General features: G+C 64.7%; 16 protein-coding genes. 8 read left to right on the forward strand and 8 right to left on the reverse strand.

Features of this window, described 5'->3' with window-relative positions; genetic code table 11:
- The first annotated feature begins 40 nt into the window (after positions 1–40).
- Entirely contained in the window at positions 41–757 is a 717-nt protein-coding gene (locus tag W823_RS43275) for an EthD domain-containing protein (protein WP_023958351.1), read from the forward strand.
- On the opposite strand, the gene W823_RS43280 is transcribed toward W823_RS43275, so the two are convergent.
- On the reverse strand, positions 733–1,602 hold the full coding sequence (locus W823_RS43280; RefSeq protein WP_023958352.1) for an LLM class flavin-dependent oxidoreductase: 870 nt from the start codon (positions 1,600–1,602) through the stop codon (positions 733–735). The genes W823_RS43275 and W823_RS43280 overlap by 25 nt on opposite strands.
- A 12-nt stretch (positions 1,603–1,614) precedes the next feature.
- Complete coding sequence (locus tag W823_RS43285) at positions 1,615–2,973, reverse strand: MFS transporter (protein WP_023958353.1); 1,359 nt, start codon at positions 2,971–2,973, stop codon at positions 1,615–1,617.
- A gap of 24 nt (positions 2,974–2,997) precedes the next feature.
- Between W823_RS43285 and W823_RS43290 the strand changes: the two genes are divergently transcribed.
- Together W823_RS43290 and W823_RS43295 are read left to right on the forward strand one after the other, a co-directional pair.
- Positions 2,998–3,594, forward strand: coding sequence for a YqgE/AlgH family protein (locus W823_RS43290; RefSeq protein ID WP_081729758.1), 597 nt, complete (start codon positions 2,998–3,000; stop codon positions 3,592–3,594).
- 100 nt (positions 3,595–3,694) lie between these two features.
- A complete protein-coding gene (locus tag W823_RS43295) occupies positions 3,695–5,743 on the forward strand; it encodes a CocE/NonD family hydrolase (protein WP_023958355.1) in 2,049 nt (682 codons plus the stop codon).
- Positions 5,744–5,778: 35 nt separating this feature from the next.
- Here W823_RS43295 and W823_RS43300 read toward each other — a convergent pair whose 3' ends face one another.
- Complete coding sequence (locus W823_RS43300) at positions 5,779–6,192, reverse strand: SdpI family protein (protein ID WP_023958356.1); 414 nt, start codon at positions 6,190–6,192, stop codon at positions 5,779–5,781.
- Positions 6,193–6,274: 82 nt separating this feature from the next.
- Between W823_RS43300 and leuS the strand changes: the two genes are divergently transcribed.
- A complete protein-coding gene (gene leuS / locus W823_RS43305) occupies positions 6,275–9,127 on the forward strand; it encodes a leucine--tRNA ligase (RefSeq protein ID WP_023958357.1) in 2,853 nt (950 codons plus the stop codon).
- A 34-nt stretch (positions 9,128–9,161) separates the two neighbouring features.
- Here leuS and W823_RS43310 read toward each other — a convergent pair whose 3' ends face one another.
- The 3 genes from W823_RS43310 to W823_RS0129210 all read right to left on the reverse strand — a co-directional run bounded on the left by W823_RS43310 (position 9,162) and on the right by W823_RS0129210 (position 12,799).
- A complete protein-coding gene (locus W823_RS43310) occupies positions 9,162–9,602 on the reverse strand; it encodes an SRPBCC family protein (RefSeq protein ID WP_030166902.1) in 441 nt (146 codons plus the stop codon).
- A 99-nt stretch (positions 9,603–9,701) separates the two neighbouring features.
- Positions 9,702–11,996, reverse strand: coding sequence for an FHA domain-containing protein (locus W823_RS43315; RefSeq protein WP_031332360.1), 2,295 nt, complete (start codon positions 11,994–11,996; stop codon positions 9,702–9,704).
- Between the two features lie 11 nt (positions 11,997–12,007).
- Entirely contained in the window at positions 12,008–12,799 is a 792-nt protein-coding gene (locus tag W823_RS0129210) for an LppX_LprAFG lipoprotein (RefSeq protein ID WP_023958360.1), read from the reverse strand.
- A gap of 160 nt (positions 12,800–12,959) precedes the next feature.
- Here W823_RS0129210 and W823_RS43320 point away from each other — a divergent pair, with 160 nt between their 5' ends.
- The 4 genes from W823_RS43320 to W823_RS43335 all read left to right on the forward strand — a co-directional run bounded on the left by W823_RS43320 (position 12,960) and on the right by W823_RS43335 (position 18,383).
- Positions 12,960–14,453: a cytochrome b5 domain-containing protein gene (locus W823_RS43320; protein ID WP_023958361.1), complete on the forward strand. Its 1,494-nt coding sequence runs from the start codon at positions 12,960–12,962 to the stop codon at positions 14,451–14,453.
- Positions 14,454–14,501: 48 nt separating this feature from the next.
- Positions 14,502–15,689: a type III polyketide synthase gene (locus W823_RS43325; protein WP_023958362.1), complete on the forward strand. Its 1,188-nt coding sequence runs from the start codon at positions 14,502–14,504 to the stop codon at positions 15,687–15,689.
- Between the two features lie 12 nt (positions 15,690–15,701).
- Complete coding sequence (locus W823_RS43330) at positions 15,702–17,405, forward strand: cyclic peptide export ABC transporter (protein WP_023958363.1); 1,704 nt, start codon at positions 15,702–15,704, stop codon at positions 17,403–17,405.
- An 84-nt stretch (positions 17,406–17,489) separates the two neighbouring features.
- Positions 17,490–18,383, forward strand: coding sequence for a DUF4436 family protein (locus tag W823_RS43335; RefSeq protein ID WP_023958364.1), 894 nt, complete (start codon positions 17,490–17,492; stop codon positions 18,381–18,383).
- Positions 18,384–18,390: 7 nt separating this feature from the next.
- On the opposite strand, the gene W823_RS43340 is transcribed toward W823_RS43335, so the two are convergent.
- Together W823_RS43340 and W823_RS43345 are read right to left on the reverse strand one after the other, a co-directional pair.
- Positions 18,391–18,714, reverse strand: coding sequence for a TfoX/Sxy family protein (locus tag W823_RS43340; protein WP_023958365.1), 324 nt, complete (start codon positions 18,712–18,714; stop codon positions 18,391–18,393).
- Positions 18,715–18,738: 24 nt separating this feature from the next.
- The gene (locus W823_RS43345) at positions 18,739–19,080 is read right to left on the reverse strand and encodes a DUF3140 domain-containing protein (protein WP_023958366.1); all 342 of its coding nucleotides are present in this window, start codon (positions 19,078–19,080) and stop codon (positions 18,739–18,741) included.
- Between the last annotated feature and the right edge of the window lie 49 nt (positions 19,081–19,129).

Raw genomic sequence — 19,129 nt, forward strand, 5'->3', positions numbered from 1 at the left:
AATACCACTTTGTCGCCACAGTCTGCAGTCGAGGTCGAGCATGGAAAAAGTCATGATGTCCGTTCGTGCCCCCGTTCCCGACGACAAATGGTGCTCTGAACTGCGAAAACGTGTCGTGGAATTGACTACGAAAGCGGATTTTTCGGGGGTTACCATCAATGTCCGGGATTCGCCTGTGACCGACTCGATCATGACTCTGACCACGCTGGAACCTCCGATTGTGGCCGTCATCAGCGTGTGGACCCACCAAAACTACGGTCCCGGTGTCTCGGAATTGATCAACACTCTCGAAAGCGATTATCGAAACCCCGATTACGAAAACATCGCCGCCTATCTCGTCACCGAATCGATTCCACTGCCGCCGCCTGTTGTCGAATCGGGCACCAGAACACCCGGGCTGGCGAACATGGCGTTTCTGCGCAGACCAGAACATATCGATGAACAGACGTGGCTGCGACGGTGGCATCTCGACCACACCAGCGTGGCGATCGAGACCCAGTCGACGTTCGGCTACGTGCAAAACGCGGTGGTGAGGCCGCTCACGGCTACGTCGCCACCGCTCACCGCCATCGTCGAGGAACTGTTCCCGATCGAGGCGGTTCACGATGTGCACGCCTTCTTCGGCGCCGCTGACGACAAAGACCTGGCGGACAGGATGGGCCGGATGCTCGCGAGCACCGGCGCCTTCGGTGCCGACCAGAACATCGACACCGTGCCTACGAGCCGCTACGTCTATTCGACCCCGTTCCGCGACTGAGCGTCAGCCCTTGGCGGGCCGGCCTCGATCCGTTCGAGTTGATAGGCGATGGGGTTGGCAGACGCGGATTCCCAATCGGAGTCGAGCCACCAGGTGATGCCCGCAGCGGCAAGCTCCCCAGCCTGTTCGCGTTCGGCGGCCGGATCGGACAGGTCGGCGCTGCCTTCGTAGACGATGTCGTAGTTTCCCGTGAAACCAAGTTCGGCCCGCAATTCGCGGATCTCCCTGGCCACCGCTGCCCAGTGCTCCACCGAAACCGGCACCACGCCCTCGATTCCGGGGTCACGAGGGAAGTTCGGTAGGAGCCCGTCGCACCGAGCCGCTCGAGCCATGGACTTGCGGGCGCCTTGTAGTCCGACACACCAGGTGGTGATCCGCGGCTGCTGGACCGGCGGCAGTGGCAGCTCGAAGTCCGTCGGCTGCACCTGGTAGTGCTTGCCGTCGTAGGCGAACGGCTGACCAGCCCAGAGACCGAAGAGCACGTCGAGTCCCTCGTCGAACAGCTCGGCGCGGGTTTTGCGGCCCTGGTCGCGCTCGAAGGCCAGCCACCCGGGATGCAGGGCGCCCATGCCGACGCCGAGGATCACACGGCCGTTGCTCAGCCGGTCGAGGGTCGTGGTCGTGGACGCCAGATCCCACGGTTTGCGGCGGGGCAGTGGGGTGAGCATCGTGCCCAGGCGGATGCGCTCGGTGCGCATTGCCGCGGCGGTCAGCGAGATCCAGGGGTCGTTGCCCCACAGTGCCTCCCAGCCGAAGACGGCGTCCCAACCGGCCGCTTCCGCCGCGACCGCCAATTCGGCGAACTCCATGCCGGCGCCCTTCGGGAACACGATTCCGTACTGCACGCCGCCTCCTGGTCAGATGGTGATCTTCTCCGGTGATGACCGATTGTTGACCACACGTACGACAAAGATCGCCACCACGTAGACCACGGAACCCGCGATGATCAGATCGGGCGACTTGCCGTTGTCCGCAATCGTCAAGGCCGCCACGAACACCGCACCGACAAATGCGAAATTGAAGAGCGCGTCCTGGAACGAAAATGCCTGCCCGCGACGGGCGTCGTCGACGTCCATCTGCATCGCGGCGTCGGCGCACAGCTTGCACACCTGGCCGATCAGTCCGAGCACCACGGCAGCAACACAGATGACGATCCCGTTGAACGTGCACAGCGCGATCTGGGCAAGGGCTCCGACCGCCAGCGCCGACACCACCGCCCGTGTCCTGCCGATGCGGGCGACGAGGAACGGTGTGATCACCGCAGCCAGGGACATCCCGACCGCGATCATCCCGGCCACCAGGCCGAAGCCGGTGAGCCCGCCACCGAGCGACGAATGTTTGGTCAGCACCAGCAGCACCAAGGTGTTGACCCCGAAGACCAGCCGGTGGGCGCCGACCGCCGAGAGGGCCGCGGCCACCGACGGCACCTTCCAGACGGCCCGGGCTCCATGGCCCAGACCCACCGCGACCGCACGCAGCGCGGAACCGCCGGGACTTCGTGCCCGCGATCCGCCCACGACGTCGGGGTGGTCGGGTCCGAGCTGAAGCGGTTCGAAGCGGTGGGCGATGAAGGCGGCGATCAGAGCCACCACCACTGCACCCATCGTGGTCGCGGCACTCCCGGTGTTGTCGGAACCGAAGATCTCACGCAGGACGAGAGCTCCGCCGGCTCCAGCGGCCAGAGCGCCCGCACCGATGGTCGTGAAGAAGGAGTTCATTCCGACGAGGTGCTCGCGCGCGGCAACGTGTGGCAGTCCGGCCGAGAGCCCGGACGCCACGAAACGACTCGCGCCGGTCACCGCCAGGGCGGCGATGAGGACGCCGGTGTCGCCGGTTCCGGTGGCGATCACGATCGCCACCAGGGTCACCAGCACCGCGCGCAGGACGTTGGCCCAGACGAGCACGGTACGCCGATCCCAATGGTCGAGGAGGGCTCCGGCGAACGGGCCGATCACCGAGTAGGGGAGAAGTAGTACGGCCATGCCGGCGGCGACGGCCATCGGGTCGGCGTGCCGTTCGGGATTGAACAGGATCGCGCCGCCCAGGGCGGCCTGGAAGAGCCCGTCGGTGAACTGGCTGCCCAGACGGACCGCGAGCAGCCGAGAAAGGCCCGGTGAACAACGAAAAGACCTGATGAAGTCCCGCAGAGGTAACCGGTGGTCACCGATGGGGGAGGGCGGCACGGTTGCCGCCGTGGTGGGTTCGACGTTCACCATGTCCAGCGTACAAACACCTCGCCGGTGGCGTGCGATGATGAACGCGTGTCACCGAGTACCGCCCAGGTGTCTGCCGGCAGTCTGCTTATGGCCTCAGCCGATCTCGCCGAGCCCACGTTTCGCCGCACGGTGATCTACGTCATCGAACACAATGACGCGGGCACGCTCGGGGTGGTCTTGAACCGGATGAGTCAGACTGCGGTGCACAACCTTCTGCCGGCATGGACCGACACGGCCGCCCGGCCGAAGGCGATCTTCGTGGGCGGGCCGGTCAAGCAGGATTCCGCTCTGTGTCTCGGTGTCGTCAAGCCGGGTATGCCCATCGACCACCTTCCCGCCCTTCGCCCCGTCGAAGGCCGCGTGGTGCTGGTGGACCTCGATGCCGACGCCGATGATCTCGGGTCGGTGCTGACCGGCGTCCGGATCTTCGCCGGCTACGCGGGCTGGGGGATCGGGCAACTGGGTGACGAACTCCGCCAGGGAAGCTGGATCGTGGCGCCGTCGCTGGCCGACGATGTCCTGGTACCCGCGGACGTCGATCTCTGGGCACAGGTGCTGCGCCGTCAGCCGTGGCCGCTGCCGCTGTTGTCCACTCACCCGATCGAACTCGAACGAAACTGACAACCCGTCCTGGCCGGGTCACCGAACTGTTACGGTTCGATTCGAAATCGGTGACGGTGAGAGACAGGCGTCGCCGGGTGTGGGGAGTTGGAGGGGTCCGATGTCAGGGTGGGTTCGTAGGAACGGTTTCGGCAAAGTCGCTGTGATGGCCGGTGTCGCGACAGTGGCACTGATGGCCGGGTTGATCAATCCGGTTGCGGCGCAAGCAGATCCGACCGCGGGAGCGAATGGGCAGCAGTGGACTGCCGGACACGATCAGGGCCTGCGGTACCCGGACGTCAACGTCCAGTGGGACGTGCCGATCACGATGAGCGACGGCACGGTTCTCAAGGCCAACGTCTACCGTCCGGCGGATGCCGCCCGTAATCCTGTCGCCACCAAGACGCCCGTGATCGTGAACATGACCCCGTACACCAAGTTGGTGTCTGCGGTGGCCGATGCGGCGTTGTCGAACCCGGTGCTCGGTCCGCTGGCCGACCAGCTCGCGGGGATGATCAATCTGTCGGGTACACCGATCGATGGCATCAACGACTTCGCGGGCGCGATCCGCGGTGGCTTTGCTCGCACCTTCTCCGTCGACCAGAAACTGGTCCGCAGCGGTTACACCCAGGTGGTGGTCGATGTGCGCGGAACCGGTTTCTCCCAGGGTGTCTGGGACGTCTTCCGTGAGCGCGAGCAGAAGGACACCGTCGAGGTGATCAACTGGGCGGCAACGCAGGGCTGGTCGGACGGCAACGTCGGGATGAGCGGTGTCTCCTATTCGGGGATCAACCAGATCCAGGCTGCCAACAAGAACCCCGAGCCGCTCAAGGCGATCTTCCCGGTGGAGCCGGGCGGCGACCTCATCCGCGACATCGTCGCGCCGGGCGGTGCCCTCGGCGTCGGCTTCCTGCCGGCATGGCTCGCGTTGGTCAACGGCTTGAAGTTCGTCCCCGACGTCCAGTCGATGCTCAACGGCACCTTCGACTGGAAGTGGTTGTCGGACAGGCTCACCGATCCGGCGGTGTTCGCCCCGCAGCTGTTCGACGCGCTCTTGTCGCCGACCATCGAGTCGATTCCGCCGCGCACGATGAACCTTCTCGACAGCGCGTCCGCCGAGCGCGTGGGCTGGCGCGATCTCGCCGAGAACATCGAGGTGCCGACGATGCTCTACGGCGGCTGGTTCGACCTGTTCACCAACAGCGAGTGGCGGATGTACAACAAGATTCCGCTCTCGGGCGGCAAGAAGCAGCTGATCATGGGCCCCACCTACCACATCACCGGCGGCGCCGGCTTCGGTGATCCCGGCAGCCCACCCCGGCTCGACGTGCTGCAGAAGGCGTGGTTCGACAAGTGGCTCAAGGGCATCGACAACGGGATCGAGAACTACGGGCCTGCCACGCTCTACCAGTTGGGCAACGGCTGGACCACGGCGTCGGACTTCCCGCGCCCCGGGATGAACTACCAGCGGATGTACCTGTCCGACCGCTCGAGCGGTACCGCGCCGCACGCCGTCCGCGACGGCTCGCTGTCGACGGAGCCCTCACCGAGTCGGGGCCGGATGACCGTTGCCCCCGGCCTGGCCACCCTGTGTTCCCGCGATGCGGCCCAGCAGACCGCGGGCCTGGTGGGGATCTTCCCGTTCTGTGCCGACGACGCGCGGATCTCGGAGTCCACGGCCCTGACGTTCACCAGTGCGCCGGTGCAGGTGCCGACAACCATCAGCGGGCCGGTGAACCTGCACCTCAACACGGTGATGGACGCAACCGATGGGTATTGGACGGCAACGCTCAACGACGTCGCGCCTGACGGTACGTCGACCGTCCTGACGTCGGGCCAGGTGATGGCGTCGTTGCGTGCCCTCGACGCGGAAAAGACGGGTTACGCACCCAACGGCGACGTGGTGGACCCGGTCAACACGCTGACGCTCGAAACCCGGCAACCGGTGCAGCCGGGCAAGGCAGTCCAGCTCGACGTCGGTCTGCTCGCGACGGACGCGTTGATCAAACCGGGCCACCGGCTGCGGGTGGACGTGTTCGCGATGAACTTCCCGAAGGGGCTGCCGCTTCGGCCGCTGCTGAACGAGTCGGAGCTCAAACCGGAACACATCCAGCTCGATCCGAATGCCCCGAGCTTCTTGAGCATCCCGGTGTCGATACCGGCACCCTGACCTGGGCGGCGTCGCTGCTGACCGTGGCCGTTTGGCTAGTTGGTGCACACCTTCTGCAGTGAGCAGCTGGCGCAGCCACCGCTCTGGCTACAGTCCGATGCGGGCTCTTCGACGGTGGTCGCCGCGCGGATGCCGAATGACCCGATGACGCCGGCGATGACCACACCGACGACGATCGCGGCGAGCGCGAGGACGACACCGGCTCCGCCGCCGAGCGCGAAGGCGAGGATGGCGCCCATCGCGAGGATGGCCCCGGCGCAGATCAATCCAGGGCCGGCCACGCGGTTGGCGACGACAAACGCGTCGTCATTGCGCATGGTCTCTGCCGACCGGACACCGAACCACCGGTTACGAGGCAGCTTGCGAGTGGTGCCGAGGGCACCCACCGTGAGGAAGATCAGCGCCAGCACCAGCGTGATAGTGGCGAGGATGAAGGCGGCGATGGTCACCCCACCACCATACGATGCTGTGCAAATCGCCCGTCGGAAGGCCTGCGTACGGCGGCTGCGAGCAACGCTTTACGCTGGTCAAGTGACTGGTTCGACGACTCCTGGCCCTGACGACACCCTGCAGCACCGCTATACCGCGGACCTGGCCGGGCAGATCGAGGAGCGCTGGCAGCGGAATTGGACAGAAGGTCGTACCTTCGAGGCCCCCAATCCGACCGGTGAACTGGCCGGCGACCTCTCGTCGTTCAACGGACCGGACGCCAAGCTGTTCGTCCAGGACATGTTCCCGTACCCGTCGGGTTCGGGGCTGCACGTCGGCCACCCGCTGGGCTTCATCGCCACCGATGTGTACGCGCGCTACCACCGGATGAACGGCTACAACGTCCTGCACACGATGGGCTTCGACTCCTTCGGGTTGCCCGCAGAGCAGTACGCCGTGCAGACAGGCACGCATCCGCGCACCACCACCGAGGCCAACATCGAGCGATACCTCGAGCAGATCCGCAGGCTGGGCCTCGGTCACGACGAGCGGCGCCGCGTGGCCACCACCGACGTCGAGTTCTATCACTGGACGCAGTGGATCTTCTTGCAGATCTACGACGCCTGGTACGACGCAGAGCAGGGTAAGGCGCGGCGTATCCCCGAACTGATCGCCGAGCTGGAATCGGGCGCCCGCACTCTGGCGGACGGCCGGACCTGGTCGGAACTGGACCAGGCCGCCCGCAACGACGTGATCGACGAGTACCGGCTGGTCTACCAGAGCGATTCACTCGTCAACTGGTGTCCCGGGCTGGGAACTGTGCTGGCCAACGAAGAGGTCACGGCGGACGGCCGCAGCGACCGCGGCAATTTCCCGGTCTTCCGTAAACGCCTGCGGCAGTGGATGATGCGCATCACCGCCTACAGCGACCGCCTCCTCGACGACCTCGAGCTGCTGGACTGGCCCGAGAAGGTCAAGACCATGCAGCGCAACTGGATCGGCCGTTCGCGCGGTGCCCAGGTGTCGTTCGATGTGCCCGGCACCGATCACCAGATCGAGGTGTTCACCACCCGGCCCGACACGCTTTTCGGTGCCACTTACATGGTGCTCGCGCCCGAACACAAGCTGGTCGACGAGCTCACCAGTGCTGCCTGGCCTGCAGACGTCAACTCGCTGTGGACCTTCGGTGCCCCGACTCCCGCGGCCGCGATCGCGAAGTACCGGGAGACCATCGCTGCCAAATCCGACCTGGAGCGCCAGGAGAACAAAGAGAAGACCGGTGTCTTCACCGGCAGCTACGCGACGAATCCGGTCAACGGACAACAGATCCCGATCTTCATCGCCGACTATGTGCTCATCGGTTACGGCACTGGCGCCATCATGGCGGTGCCGGCCCACGACCCCCGTGACCACGAGTTCGCGACGTCGTTCGGTCTCCCGATCATCGAGGTGATCGGCTCCGAACAAGGTGTCGCCGAGCAGGCGTACACGGGTGACGGAACGCTGGTGAACTCCGGATTCCTCGACGGGATGACGGTGGAGGACGCCAAGGCGGCGATCATCGAGCGGCTCGAGTCCGATGGTGCCGGCAGCGGGACGATCCAGTACAAACTGCGCGACTGGCTGTTCGCCCGACAGCGCTACTGGGGCGAGCCCTTCCCCATCGTCTACGACGAGAACGGCGCACCACATTCGATTCCGGATTCGATGCTGCCGGTCGAGCTGCCCGACGTGATCGATTACGCGCCTGTCTCTTTCGACCCCGACGACGCTGACAGTGAGCCGTCGCCGCCACTGGCCAAGGCCACCGATTGGGTGCATGTCGAACTCGATCTCGGGGATGGTCTCAAGCACTACACCCGCGACACCAACGTGATGCCGCAGTGGGCGGGCAGTTCCTGGTATCAGCTGCGCTACATCGATCCCGAGAACTCGGAAGAGTTGTGCGCCAAGGAGAACGAGGCCTATTGGATGGGCCCGCGTCCCGAGTTGCACGGACCGCAGGACCCCGGTGGCCTCGACCTCTACGTCGGCGGCGTGGAGCACGCCGTGCTGCACCTGCTCTACTCGCGCTTCTGGCACAAGGTGCTGTTCGACCTCGGACACGTCACCTCGGCAGAACCGTACCGCCGTCTCTACAACCAGGGAATGATCCAGGCGTACGCGTTCACCGATTCGCGGGGCATCTACGTCCCGGCCGAAGAGGTCACCGAACAAGGTGGCAAGTTCTTCTACCAGGGTCAGGAAGTCCACCGCGAGTACGGAAAAATGGGCAAGTCGCTCAAGAATTCCGTTGCGCCCGATGACATCTGCCGCGAGTACGGCGCCGACACCCTGCGTGTTTACGAAATGTCGATGGGTCCGCTCGACACCTCCCGCGCCTGGGCGACCAAAGACGTGGTGGGCGCCCAACGATTCCTCCAGAGGGCCTGGCGCCTGGTGGTCGACGAGGCGACCGGCGACATGCGGGTCACCGAAGAACCGCTGGCTGACGACACCAATCGTCTGCTCAACAAGACCATCGAGGGCGTTCGGGAGGACTACGCAAACCTGCGCGACAACACCGCGGTGGCCAAGCTGATCGAGCTCACCAATCACCTCACCAAACAGTATCCGAAAGGGGCTCCGCGAGAAGCGGTATCACCGTTGGTGTTGATGCTCGCACCGGTCGCGCCGCACATCGCCGAAGAGCTGTGGGGCAGGCTGGGCGGCACGGGATCGCTGGCGCACGGGCCGTTCCCGACGCCGGATCCGCAGTGGCTGGTCGAAGACACCATCGAGATCCCGATCCAGGTCAAGGGCAAGGTCCGCAGCCGGATGACGGTGGCCGCCGACGCAGACGAGGCCACTCTGCGGGCAACGGCATTGGCGGACGAGAAGATCGCGCCGTTGCTTGACGGCGAGCCGCGCAAGGTGATCGTGGTGCCCGGCCGAATGGTCAACATCATCCCTTGAACTGAAGTGGACCACGGCGACAAGCCCGCCGGTGTCAGGCGGGCTTGTCCAGCTGTGCCCTCAGCGCCGAATCGGTGTGGCGCACAGCCTGTCCCACGACAGGCTCGATCACCGCGCCCAGTGCGCGGCCGGCGATGCCTCCCGGGAGGTCGTACGACATCTCGACGTTGACGTCGGTGCCGGTCGCGGTGTCCTCGAAACGCCACACCGTCGCGGCGGAGAAGCCTTTGACCGATTCAAGGCGGACCATCTCGTTCTCGACGAACTCGGTGACCTCGAGGGTGGCCTTGAGAGCCTTCGGGCCCACGTTCATCACCACGTCGAACGTGGCTCCGAGCCCGTAGACGGTCTCCGACACCGGTTCGAACTTCTTGACACCGAACATCCAATCCGGGACGTGCCGGTGGTCGTTGACATAGGCAAAGGCTCGTTCTCGCGTCGCCTTCACCTCGGAACTGTGTCGGACAACTCCCATGAACAACCCCCACCAATCGTCTGCGATTCGCGGACCCGCCACTGGGCCACGGCTTTCTGCACCTTATCGCGAGCGCATCCCGGAGCGACGAGTTGTGGTTCATGCTGGTCGTTTGAGTCGCAGACGGCTGTAGATGAACACCAGGAGCAGCAGCGCGATGGCCCCGAGCACGCCGTAACTCAGGCCGAGAGTTGCCATATCGTGCTTCCACATCGGTTCGTCCTCGGTAGCGGCACCAGGGGTGGTCCATTGGACCTCCACGGTGGACGCCGCGGCGGCGTAACCCCACCGGGCGGGGACAAGCCAGGCAAGCTGCTCGAGGCCCATCCGATCGTGGAGGGCGAAGAGCCCGCCGCAGAAGACCAACTGCACCATCACCACCACCACAAGCGGCGGCATCGTCTGTTCCGGGGTGCGGACCGTCGCCGAGATCGCCAGGCCGATGAGCGCACCGATGCAGGTGAGCAGCGCGAGGTCGATTCCGAGTTCGATTGCGCCGGGCAGGTATACGCCCTTGCCCGGTGTGCCCCGGCCGGCATAGGTGATCACCAGCATCATCACCGTCTGTGCGATGGCTGCGAGGGCGAACACGATCACCTTGGCGGTGAGGTAGGCACCTGGCCGTAGGCCGACGGCACGTTCTCGCTCGAAAATGGACCGCTCGCCGACGAGGTCGCGCACCGTGAGCGCCGAGCCCATGAATGTCGCGCCGATCGACAGGACCACCAGGATCTGCAGTGTCTCGGTGGTGCCGGGGGCGTTCAGACCGAAACCGGCCGACCCCGGGATCACCAGGGTGAGTGCCCCCAAGACAACGGGAAGCAAGATCAGGAACGTCAGATAGCCTCTGTCGGCGAAGATCAGGCGTATCTGACGTCGTGCGATCGTACTGACCTGGCGCAACGCGCTGGTCTGACGGGATCGAGGCCGCGGCGCCGATGGCGGTGGGGGTTGCGGTGGTCGGCGGCGCAGCGCGGTCGACCGGTAGCGGGTCGCCGCCTCATCGGGTCGCGCCGCGACGTACGCGAAGATCTCCGCCCAATCACCGGTGCCCATCGCGGCATTCACCGACTCCGGCGGACCACAGAATGCTGTCTTACCGCCGGGGGCCAACAGCAGGACCTGATCGCATATCGACAGATGCGCCACCGAGTGGGTGACCACGATGACAACCCGGCCTGCGTCGGCGAGTCGGCGCAGGGTCTGCATCACCTGGCGGTCGAGCGCCGGGTCGAGGCCGGAGGTCGGTTCGTCGAGGATGAGAAGCGCCGGGCCCGTCAGCAGTTCCATCGCCACCGATGCCCGTTTACGTTGTCCCCCTGACAGTTTGTCGATGCGGGTGCCGGTGTGCTCGGTCAGTTGCAGCTCGGCGAGCACGCCGTCGATCACGGCGTCGCGGTCGGCACGGGACGTGTCGGGCGGCAGTCGCAACTGCGCGGCGTAGCGCAGGGCCTGGCGCAGGGTGAGCCGTCCGTGCAGCACGTCGTCCTGCGGGACCATGCCGATGCGCGTTCGCAGGGCCTCGTACTCCTCGTGGACGCTGCGACCTTCGAAGGTGACCTGGCCGGCGGTGGGATGCCCGGCACCGGACACGATTCGGGAGACGGTCGACTTCCCGGCGCCCGACGGCCCGATGATCGCGGTGAGAGTGCCCGGCGCAGCGCTGAACTCGATGTCGCTGACGAGTTGCTTCCGGTCGACCGTGAGGCTGACCGAGCTGACGTGGACACCGCCGCCGACCACCGACTGGTCTTGTCCCCGGACGAGTTTGCCGTCCGTGACCACGAAGTCGCTGTTGCCGATGGTCACCACGTCGCCGTCGGTCAGCTGGTGCCGCATCACTCGGCGACCGTTGACGTAGGTGCCGTTGACACTGCGTAGGTCTTCGATCAGCAGCCCTTGCGGTCCGCTGATCATCTGGGCGTGACGACGCGAGGCGAGCACGTCGCTGACCACGATGTCGTTGTCGGGTGTGCGCCCGATCCGGACCGTGGAACCACGGGCGATGTCCAGGGCCTCGCGCTGCGGTGGCGGCGACTGGTTCTGCGCAATGGCCTGCAGGTGAGGCATATTCGTCGGTGTGATGCTCTCGACCACCCGGATCTGGAGGAGCGGGCCGTTGTGGGGGTCCCCGAGGCGAATCTGCTGACCCCGGCCCACCGGCACCGATTGCACACGCCGGCCGTCGAGATAGAGGCCGTTGGTGCTGCCCTCGTCGGTCACCACCCAGCCGCCCTGCCAGCTCACCATTGCGTGGCGCCGCGAGATGAGCGGGTGGTCGACGGTGATGTCGCATTCGGGTACCCGGCCGATGGCGAGCTGCGGGGCCGGTCGTACCGACCGGGGCACACCGTCGACCCACACCTGTAGTTCGGTCCTTGTGGGCGCGGTCATCTCACCACTCGTCACTGCTGTGGGCTGGCGATGGTGAACGGCTTCTGCCAATCAGAGGTGATGATGTCCACCTTTCCGTCATCGACGGTGATGGTCGCCTGGACGAGGTTGTACGGTGCCTCGGCGGCTACCCACAGGGTGATCGGCAGGGTGGGTTGTGTCTTGTCGATTTCGGGGAGGATCGGTTTGAGCTCGGCACTGGCAATGGTGCCCTCGACCTTGATTGCCTTGACGCCGTTGATCTCCTCGGTGCCGGCAGAGGTCGGATCCTGCACCTTGGCAATCACATTAGCCAGCCCGAGGTCTTTGTCGAGGATCACCGCGGGGTCGTAGATACGGTTCGCCGGTCCCATGTTCGTGTACTCGGTGCCGCCGTCACCCTTGGTGTAGAGGTTGCCCTCGGAGACGATGAACTCCGACTGCGACAGGTTGTTGTTGATCCGGAACTCGCCGTCACCCTGCGCTGCGACAGCGGGGCGGTTGGTCACGTCGCCGGTCAGATTCTGGATCGGCAGACTGTCGATCGAATCGCTGACATCCAGCACGATGTGTACCGAGTTCATCATTCGTGTCGTCTGAGAACTCTGCTCGACGACCGCGGTGGGATCGGACGCCGCCACCGACGGCGGGGCCTCCCGTGAACTCTCCAGAACGGGCGGAATCGACTGTGTGGTGGTGGGATCGGAGTTTGACCCACCACCGCACGCGGTGAGCAACACGGCGGAAAGCGACAGGGCGGCAGCCGCCGCGACAAGGGTGGTTCGCGAACGGACGGTTCGCGCTGGGCTGGGTTGGTTCGGCATGGTGACGGACGCTAGTGGACTGCCGACGACCCCGGAAGTCGGTCATTTGAATTCACGTCTGTGCGCGGCTCGGGAACATTCCGGCATGGCCCTGCCTCCTATCCCCAACTGAGGCAGAGGCCGTCCCCAAACGGACGGTGTGACACACGAAGGACAGCGCATGACTGACACCCATGTCGGGGATGAGGCCACCGACCTCGACCAGCCGGCGGAGGATCATGATCTCGGCAGGATGCCCGGTCCCGACGGCGGGCCCCGGCTCGCGAACGTCTGGGTCTATCGAGGGCGCGCCTACGACCTGACCGACTGGATCTCCAAACATCCCGGTGGCGAGTTCTTCATCGGACGTACCAAGAACCGCGACATCACCTCCATCATCGGTTCGTACCACCGTGATCCGGAAAAGATCGAGCGGATGCTCCAGAAGTACGCGCTGGATCGTGATGCCGTCGTCGAGGACATCCATCCGAAGGCCAATGCCCCCGACTTCCTCTTCAAGGAGAACTTCGACAGCTGGCGCGACACCCCGCACTTTCGCTTCGACGACAAGAACGATCTCCTCCACAGGATCAAGGCCAGGCTCAAGGAACCCCAGCTGGCCGCCCGTTTGAAGCGGATGGACACGGTCTTCAACATTGTGGTGATCGGCCTCGTGGTCGCGTACTTCGCGGTACAGGGACTCCGGCTGTTCGACACCAGCTGGATGCCGTTGCCTGCCTTTGTCATTGCCATGGTGGTGCTGCGCTGCGGTATCGCCGGCTACGGACACTATGCGATCCATCGTCCCCAGAAAGGGCTGACGAAGGCGTTTGTCAGCGCCTTCGACGTCAACTACGTCGCGCTGTCGTTTGTCACCGCGGATGGCCATGCACTGTTACATCATCCGCACACGCAGAGCGAAGTGGACATCAAGAAGAACGTCTTCACCTTCATGATGGATCTGCCCAGGTGGTTCCGGGTGCCCATCCACACCGTCCACAAGTTCGGCCATACCGCGACGGGCATGGTGGTTCGGTTGCTGGAGATCTGCAAACTCACCCGGCAGGTCGGCATCGCCGACATGTACGGGTCGTGGAAGGGCGGCCTGCCCCACTTCATCGGTGCTTTCGGTGTGAGGGCTCTGTTGATCTCCGAACTGGTGGTCTTCATCGCGATGGGTGATGTGTGGGCCTGGGCTCTGCAGTTCGTCGCAACCCTCTGGTTCAGTACATTCCTCATCGTTGCCAGCCATGACTTCGACACCGACGCTCACGAACATCCCGACATCGACACCGACGACTGGGCGGTGGATCAGCTCGAGAAGGCCTACGACCTGAAGATCGTCGGCAACCGTTACATCGACTGCTTCTTGTCTGCCGGTCTGAGCTCGCACCGCGTTCACCACGTACTCCCGTTCCAGCGCAGCGGTTTCGCCAACATCGCCACCGAGGACGTGGTGCGCGAGGAGTCGGCGGCGTTCGGGGTCGAGTGGCTGCCCGCGAAGAGCTTCGTCACCGATCGATTGCCCAAACAGTGCCGTGTCTACCTGGGATCGCGGTCGCGGCCGGCCCAAGAACACGGCTGGGGGTTCTTCCGCGAACACTTCTCACCTGCGGCGCTCAAGACCTGCGCCGACTACACCATCAAGGGATTCACCGGCCTCGGCACGGTCTGAGTCCGAACATATTGTCTCTCAACAGCATTGAACCTGAAAGGAACTCCCATGACCGTCATCCCAGAGCACTCTCTCACCGGGCCACACTCCACCTATGTGGGCCGCCGCCCGGTGGCCCGGCCGATACTTCCGCCCGCTCCGCCGACCACGGTTGCGGTCATCGAAGGAATCGCCACCGGCGCACCCGACCAGGTCTTCACCCAGCGCGAAGCCGCCGACGAGGTGGCCGCACTGTTCGACGATCCCAAGCAGCGCGAGCGCATCCGGCGGGTGTACGACAAGACGCGGATCAACGAGCGGCACCTGGCCATCAACCCGACCGATCCCGAGTTCAGGGCCTTCAGTCAGAAACGGGCCACCATCCGCGAGCGCATGAACCTGTACCTCGAGCACGCCGCTCCGTTGGCAGTCGACGTCGCGCGTCGTGCGCTCGGTGCCGTTCCCGGTGAGGTCCAGGTAGGTCTTCTGGTATTCGTCACGAGCACCGGATTCATCGCTCCCGGAGTAGATGTGGCCGTGATCGAGGAACTGGGCCTGCCCCGCACGACCAGTCGTGTGGTGGTCAACTTCATGGGCTGCGCTGCAGCGATGAACGGTATCCGGATGGCGACGGACTTCGTGCGCGCCAATCCTGACAAGAAGGCCCTGGTCATCTGCCTGGAGATCTCGTCGGTCAACGCCGTGTTCGCAGACGACATCAACGAGGTCATCACCCACAGTCTGTTCGGCGATGGCTGCGGCGCGGTGGTCGTCGGTGCCAGCGAGGTCCGCCACCCGATCCCGGCCGGGAACATCGTCATCCGCGACACGTTCAGCCACCTGCTGGACGGCGCCGAGGACGGAATCGTATTGGGCGTCAACCACAACGGGATCACCTGCGAGCTGGCCGAGGATCTCCCGGGTTACATCTATCGGGGTGTCGATCCGGTGATCAGCGCGGTTCTCCGGTCCCACGGACTCAGTAAGTCCGACGTCAACCTGTGGGCAATCCACCCTGGCGGACCGAAGATCATCGATGAATCGGCGCACTCCCTCGGCCTCGACCCGGCGTGTGCCGAAGCGAGCTGGGACATCCTGGCGCGCTACGGAAACATGCTCAGCGTCTCGCTCATCTTCGTTCTCGAGCAGATGGCCAAGCGGACCTCCGACGACAACAAGGTCAGCACGGGCATCGCATTCTCATTTGCCCCCGGGGTCACGCTCGAAGGCCTTCTCTTCGACATCGTCCGGAAGTAGCAGGCAATCACCATGCAACTCATCCGCTTTCTCGTGTCGGTGTCGTGGAAGGGCATCGCGATTGCCGTGGTGGCCGGCCTGATCGGCGGTGCAGCCAACGCGTACCTGGTCACCCAGATCAACAGCATCATCTCGCCGGACAAGCAGCCCGGTCATACCGTCGAGCTGTTCTTGCTCACCGCCGCCGTCGTCCTGGTCACCGGTCTGCTGTCCCAGATCCTGCTGATCCATCTGGCGCAGAACGCGATCTACCGTTTGCGGGCCAAGCTCAGCACCGGGGTGGTGTCGGCGCCGCTTGAGCATCTCGAACGTCTCGGCATGCACAGGTTGATGGCAACACTCACCGAGGACGTACGTGCGCTGTCGCAGGCAGTGTCGGCGATCCCGAGCATCTGCATCGACGCCGCCACCATCGTGGGTTGTCTGGTGTACCTGTCGGTGGTGTCGGGAGTCATCTTCGCCATCACCGTCGGCTCCACCCTTGCCGCCATCGCCTGCGTGGAAACCGTGCTCAAGCGTGTTCGCAAGATCTATCGAAATGCCCGCGAGAACGAGGACGACCTGCTCAGATCATTCCAATCGGTGACGCTCGGTATCAAGGAGCTGAAACTGCACCGGGGCCGTCGACGTGACTTCATGGACCGTCACCTCCTGGGCACCGCGGAAGCGTTGCGAGCCAAGAACGTCGAGGCCGGCACCAAGTTCTCCGTGGCCCAGGGCTTCGGGCAGTTGTGCCAACTCGGCACCATGGCGTTCATCCTGTTCGGATTGGCGGTCATCCTCGAGTTGCCGCGCGAGGTGATGGTCGGGTACGTCCTCATCACCACGTTCCTCGCCATGCCGATGCAGAACATCATGCATCTGATCCCCGACCTGTTGCGCGGCGATGTGGCCCTGAAGAAGATCCAAGAGATGGACCTGTCGATGTCGTCGATGCATGACGAGTCGAGTCTTCCGTTCACCGATCGGCCGCTGGCCAGGCATGCCCGGCTTGAATTGTCGGGAATCGGCTATACCTATCGCGGGGAACAGATGGCCGGTCCGCCGCCACCGCCCGGCGCACCCCACCCGGCCGGCCCCCCGGCGGCGGGCTTCCATCTCGGACCCATCGATCTGGTGCTCGACCCCGGCCAGGTCACCTTCATCGTGGGCGGCAACGGCAGTGGGAAATCGACGCTGGCGAAACTGATCACGGGGCTCTATGCCCCGCACTCCGGCAGGCTCATGCTCAACGGTGAGCTGATCACCCACGGGAACGTCGAGTGGTTCCGGCAGAATGCATCGGCGGTCTTCACCGACTTCCACCTCTTCGAGGACTACCTCGGGTTCCGGCGGCCCGGCATCGACGACGAAGTGCGGCGGTACCTCGAACAGATGCAGATCTCTCACAAGGTGTCGGTCCACGAGGGCCGGTTGTCCACGCTCGCGTTGTCGCAGGGACAACGTAAACGGCTCACGTTGGTGACCGCACTGCTCGAGGACCGGCCGATATACGTGTTCGACGAATGGGCCGCTGATCAGGAACCGCAGTTCCGAGAGGTGTTCTACCGCAACATCCTCGCCGACCTCAAGAGGGCCGGGAAGACGGTTGTGGTGATCACCCACGACGACCGCTACTTCGACGTCGCGGACCAATTGGTCAAGCTCGACTTCGGCCGGCTGCAGCAGGGACCGCCGTTGTCGCACGGAGCGATCCTGAGCGAAGCCGCAGGTTGACCCGCCTCGGCCGATACACTCACTTCGAGCCGAGGCCGATCCGTCGGCATCGTGAAGCGGTGTATCGAGCGCGGGAGGCCACGGGTGGCGTCAAAGGTGGACAACGTATCGGCGGACGGTCGGGAGACGGCCAAACGAGGTACGTGGTGGCGTGGTCTCCTGATCGTGCTGGGCCTCGTGGTGGTCTATGTTGCGGTTCTCGTCGGTTATGCGTCCGGTGACGGCGACTCCGGAGAGGATGGCCGGGTGGCCGCCGACAACAGTGTGCTGGTCTACCTCGACATCGATGCCGTCAACGGGAGTGATTTCTCCATGGCGGCGAATGTGTCGGTGTATCCGGGCAAAAACCTGCTGGGCGACAACGGATATCTGAAGAACGAACTGGTGGTGGACGTCTCACCGATCGCCGCCGATGGACGGCTCGTGTTCAACAGCGGGACCAGGGTGGGTCCGCTGCCGGTCAAGCTCTACGCGAACGGTGACATCCGCGAGTGGCCATTCGACGAATACCGGTCCGACAACGTGGTTGTGCGCGCCTTCAGCCAGGCGGCGTCGCCGGAGGCCGGCACCGTCTCGTTCCCGTTGCCCACGGATGTGGTGGTGACCGACTCACTGACAGGTTGGGACGTGACGTCCGATGATCGGGATGCCAGTGGGGGACAAGCGTTCACGATCTACGCGGATCGGACGGCCGGATCGCTGGTCTTCGATCTCGCGCTCTGTGCGGTACTGATCGTCCTTCCCGTGTGTGCCCTGTTCGTGTCGATCCAGACCGTACGACGGCGCAAGGCTTTTCAGCCGCCGATGGTCACATGGTTCGCGGTGATGCTCTTCGCGGTGCTCCCTCTGCGAAACATCTTCCCCGGGTCGCCACCGTTCGGGTCCTGGGTGGACTACTCGGTTGTTCTCTGGGTGGTCGCCGGGCTGGTGACCGCGATGTCGCTGTACGTCATCGCGTGGTGGCGCCAGGCGCCCTGACCGCCGGCTACGCCAGCCGCGCTCGGGCGACGCCGCGGTCCACCCACGTCTGGAGTTGCTTTCTGGTCTTGACGCCGTCCCCGGCCACGCGGATCCACCCGGCAAGCTCCTTCCCACGCATCACCATCGGCGACACATGGGCGCGGCCGAGCAGGGTCTCGGATTCGGCCGGGTCGATCCGGACCATCAGCCCGCCCTGCCCGCTGACCGCCACGGCCATGTGACCGTCGATCAGGAACGCCAGACCACCGAACATCCGCTTTTCCGAGACGCCCGCCTCGGGACCCACGAGTTCTCGGACGCGGTCCGCCAGGTGCGTGTCATAGGCCATGGATCAAGTGTGCGACAACCGACTTCATTTTGTGGGGTCGTGGCCCCAATTCATCAGCGAGTAGCGCCAGGCGGTGTCGGACACGTCGCCGGAGGGTCGCTGAGCCAGATGTCGATGGACGTAGCCGACGACCTTGCGCATGTGTGCCGCATCGTCCTCGGTCAGGTCGCTCTTGGTGGCACGCAGGATTTCCACGATCCGCCGGCCTGACTTGTGGCCGGTCGATTCCCCGCCCGAGCTCTTGTCTCCCACGTCTTTCGACTCGGGAGTGTCGAGGAAGGACTCGAGTTCGCTCGCCGTCATGTTGACTGCCTCTTTCCAGTCATCCCACACCTCGGCCACGGCATTGTTCGTCTGTGTACTCATCGGGCGGTCCTTCCCTCGGACATCGAGATCGATACTGATCTCTACCTCG

Source organism: Williamsia sp. D3 (genome assembly GCF_000506245.1).
Taxonomy (GTDB): domain Bacteria; phylum Actinomycetota; class Actinomycetes; order Mycobacteriales; family Mycobacteriaceae; genus Williamsia; species Williamsia muralis.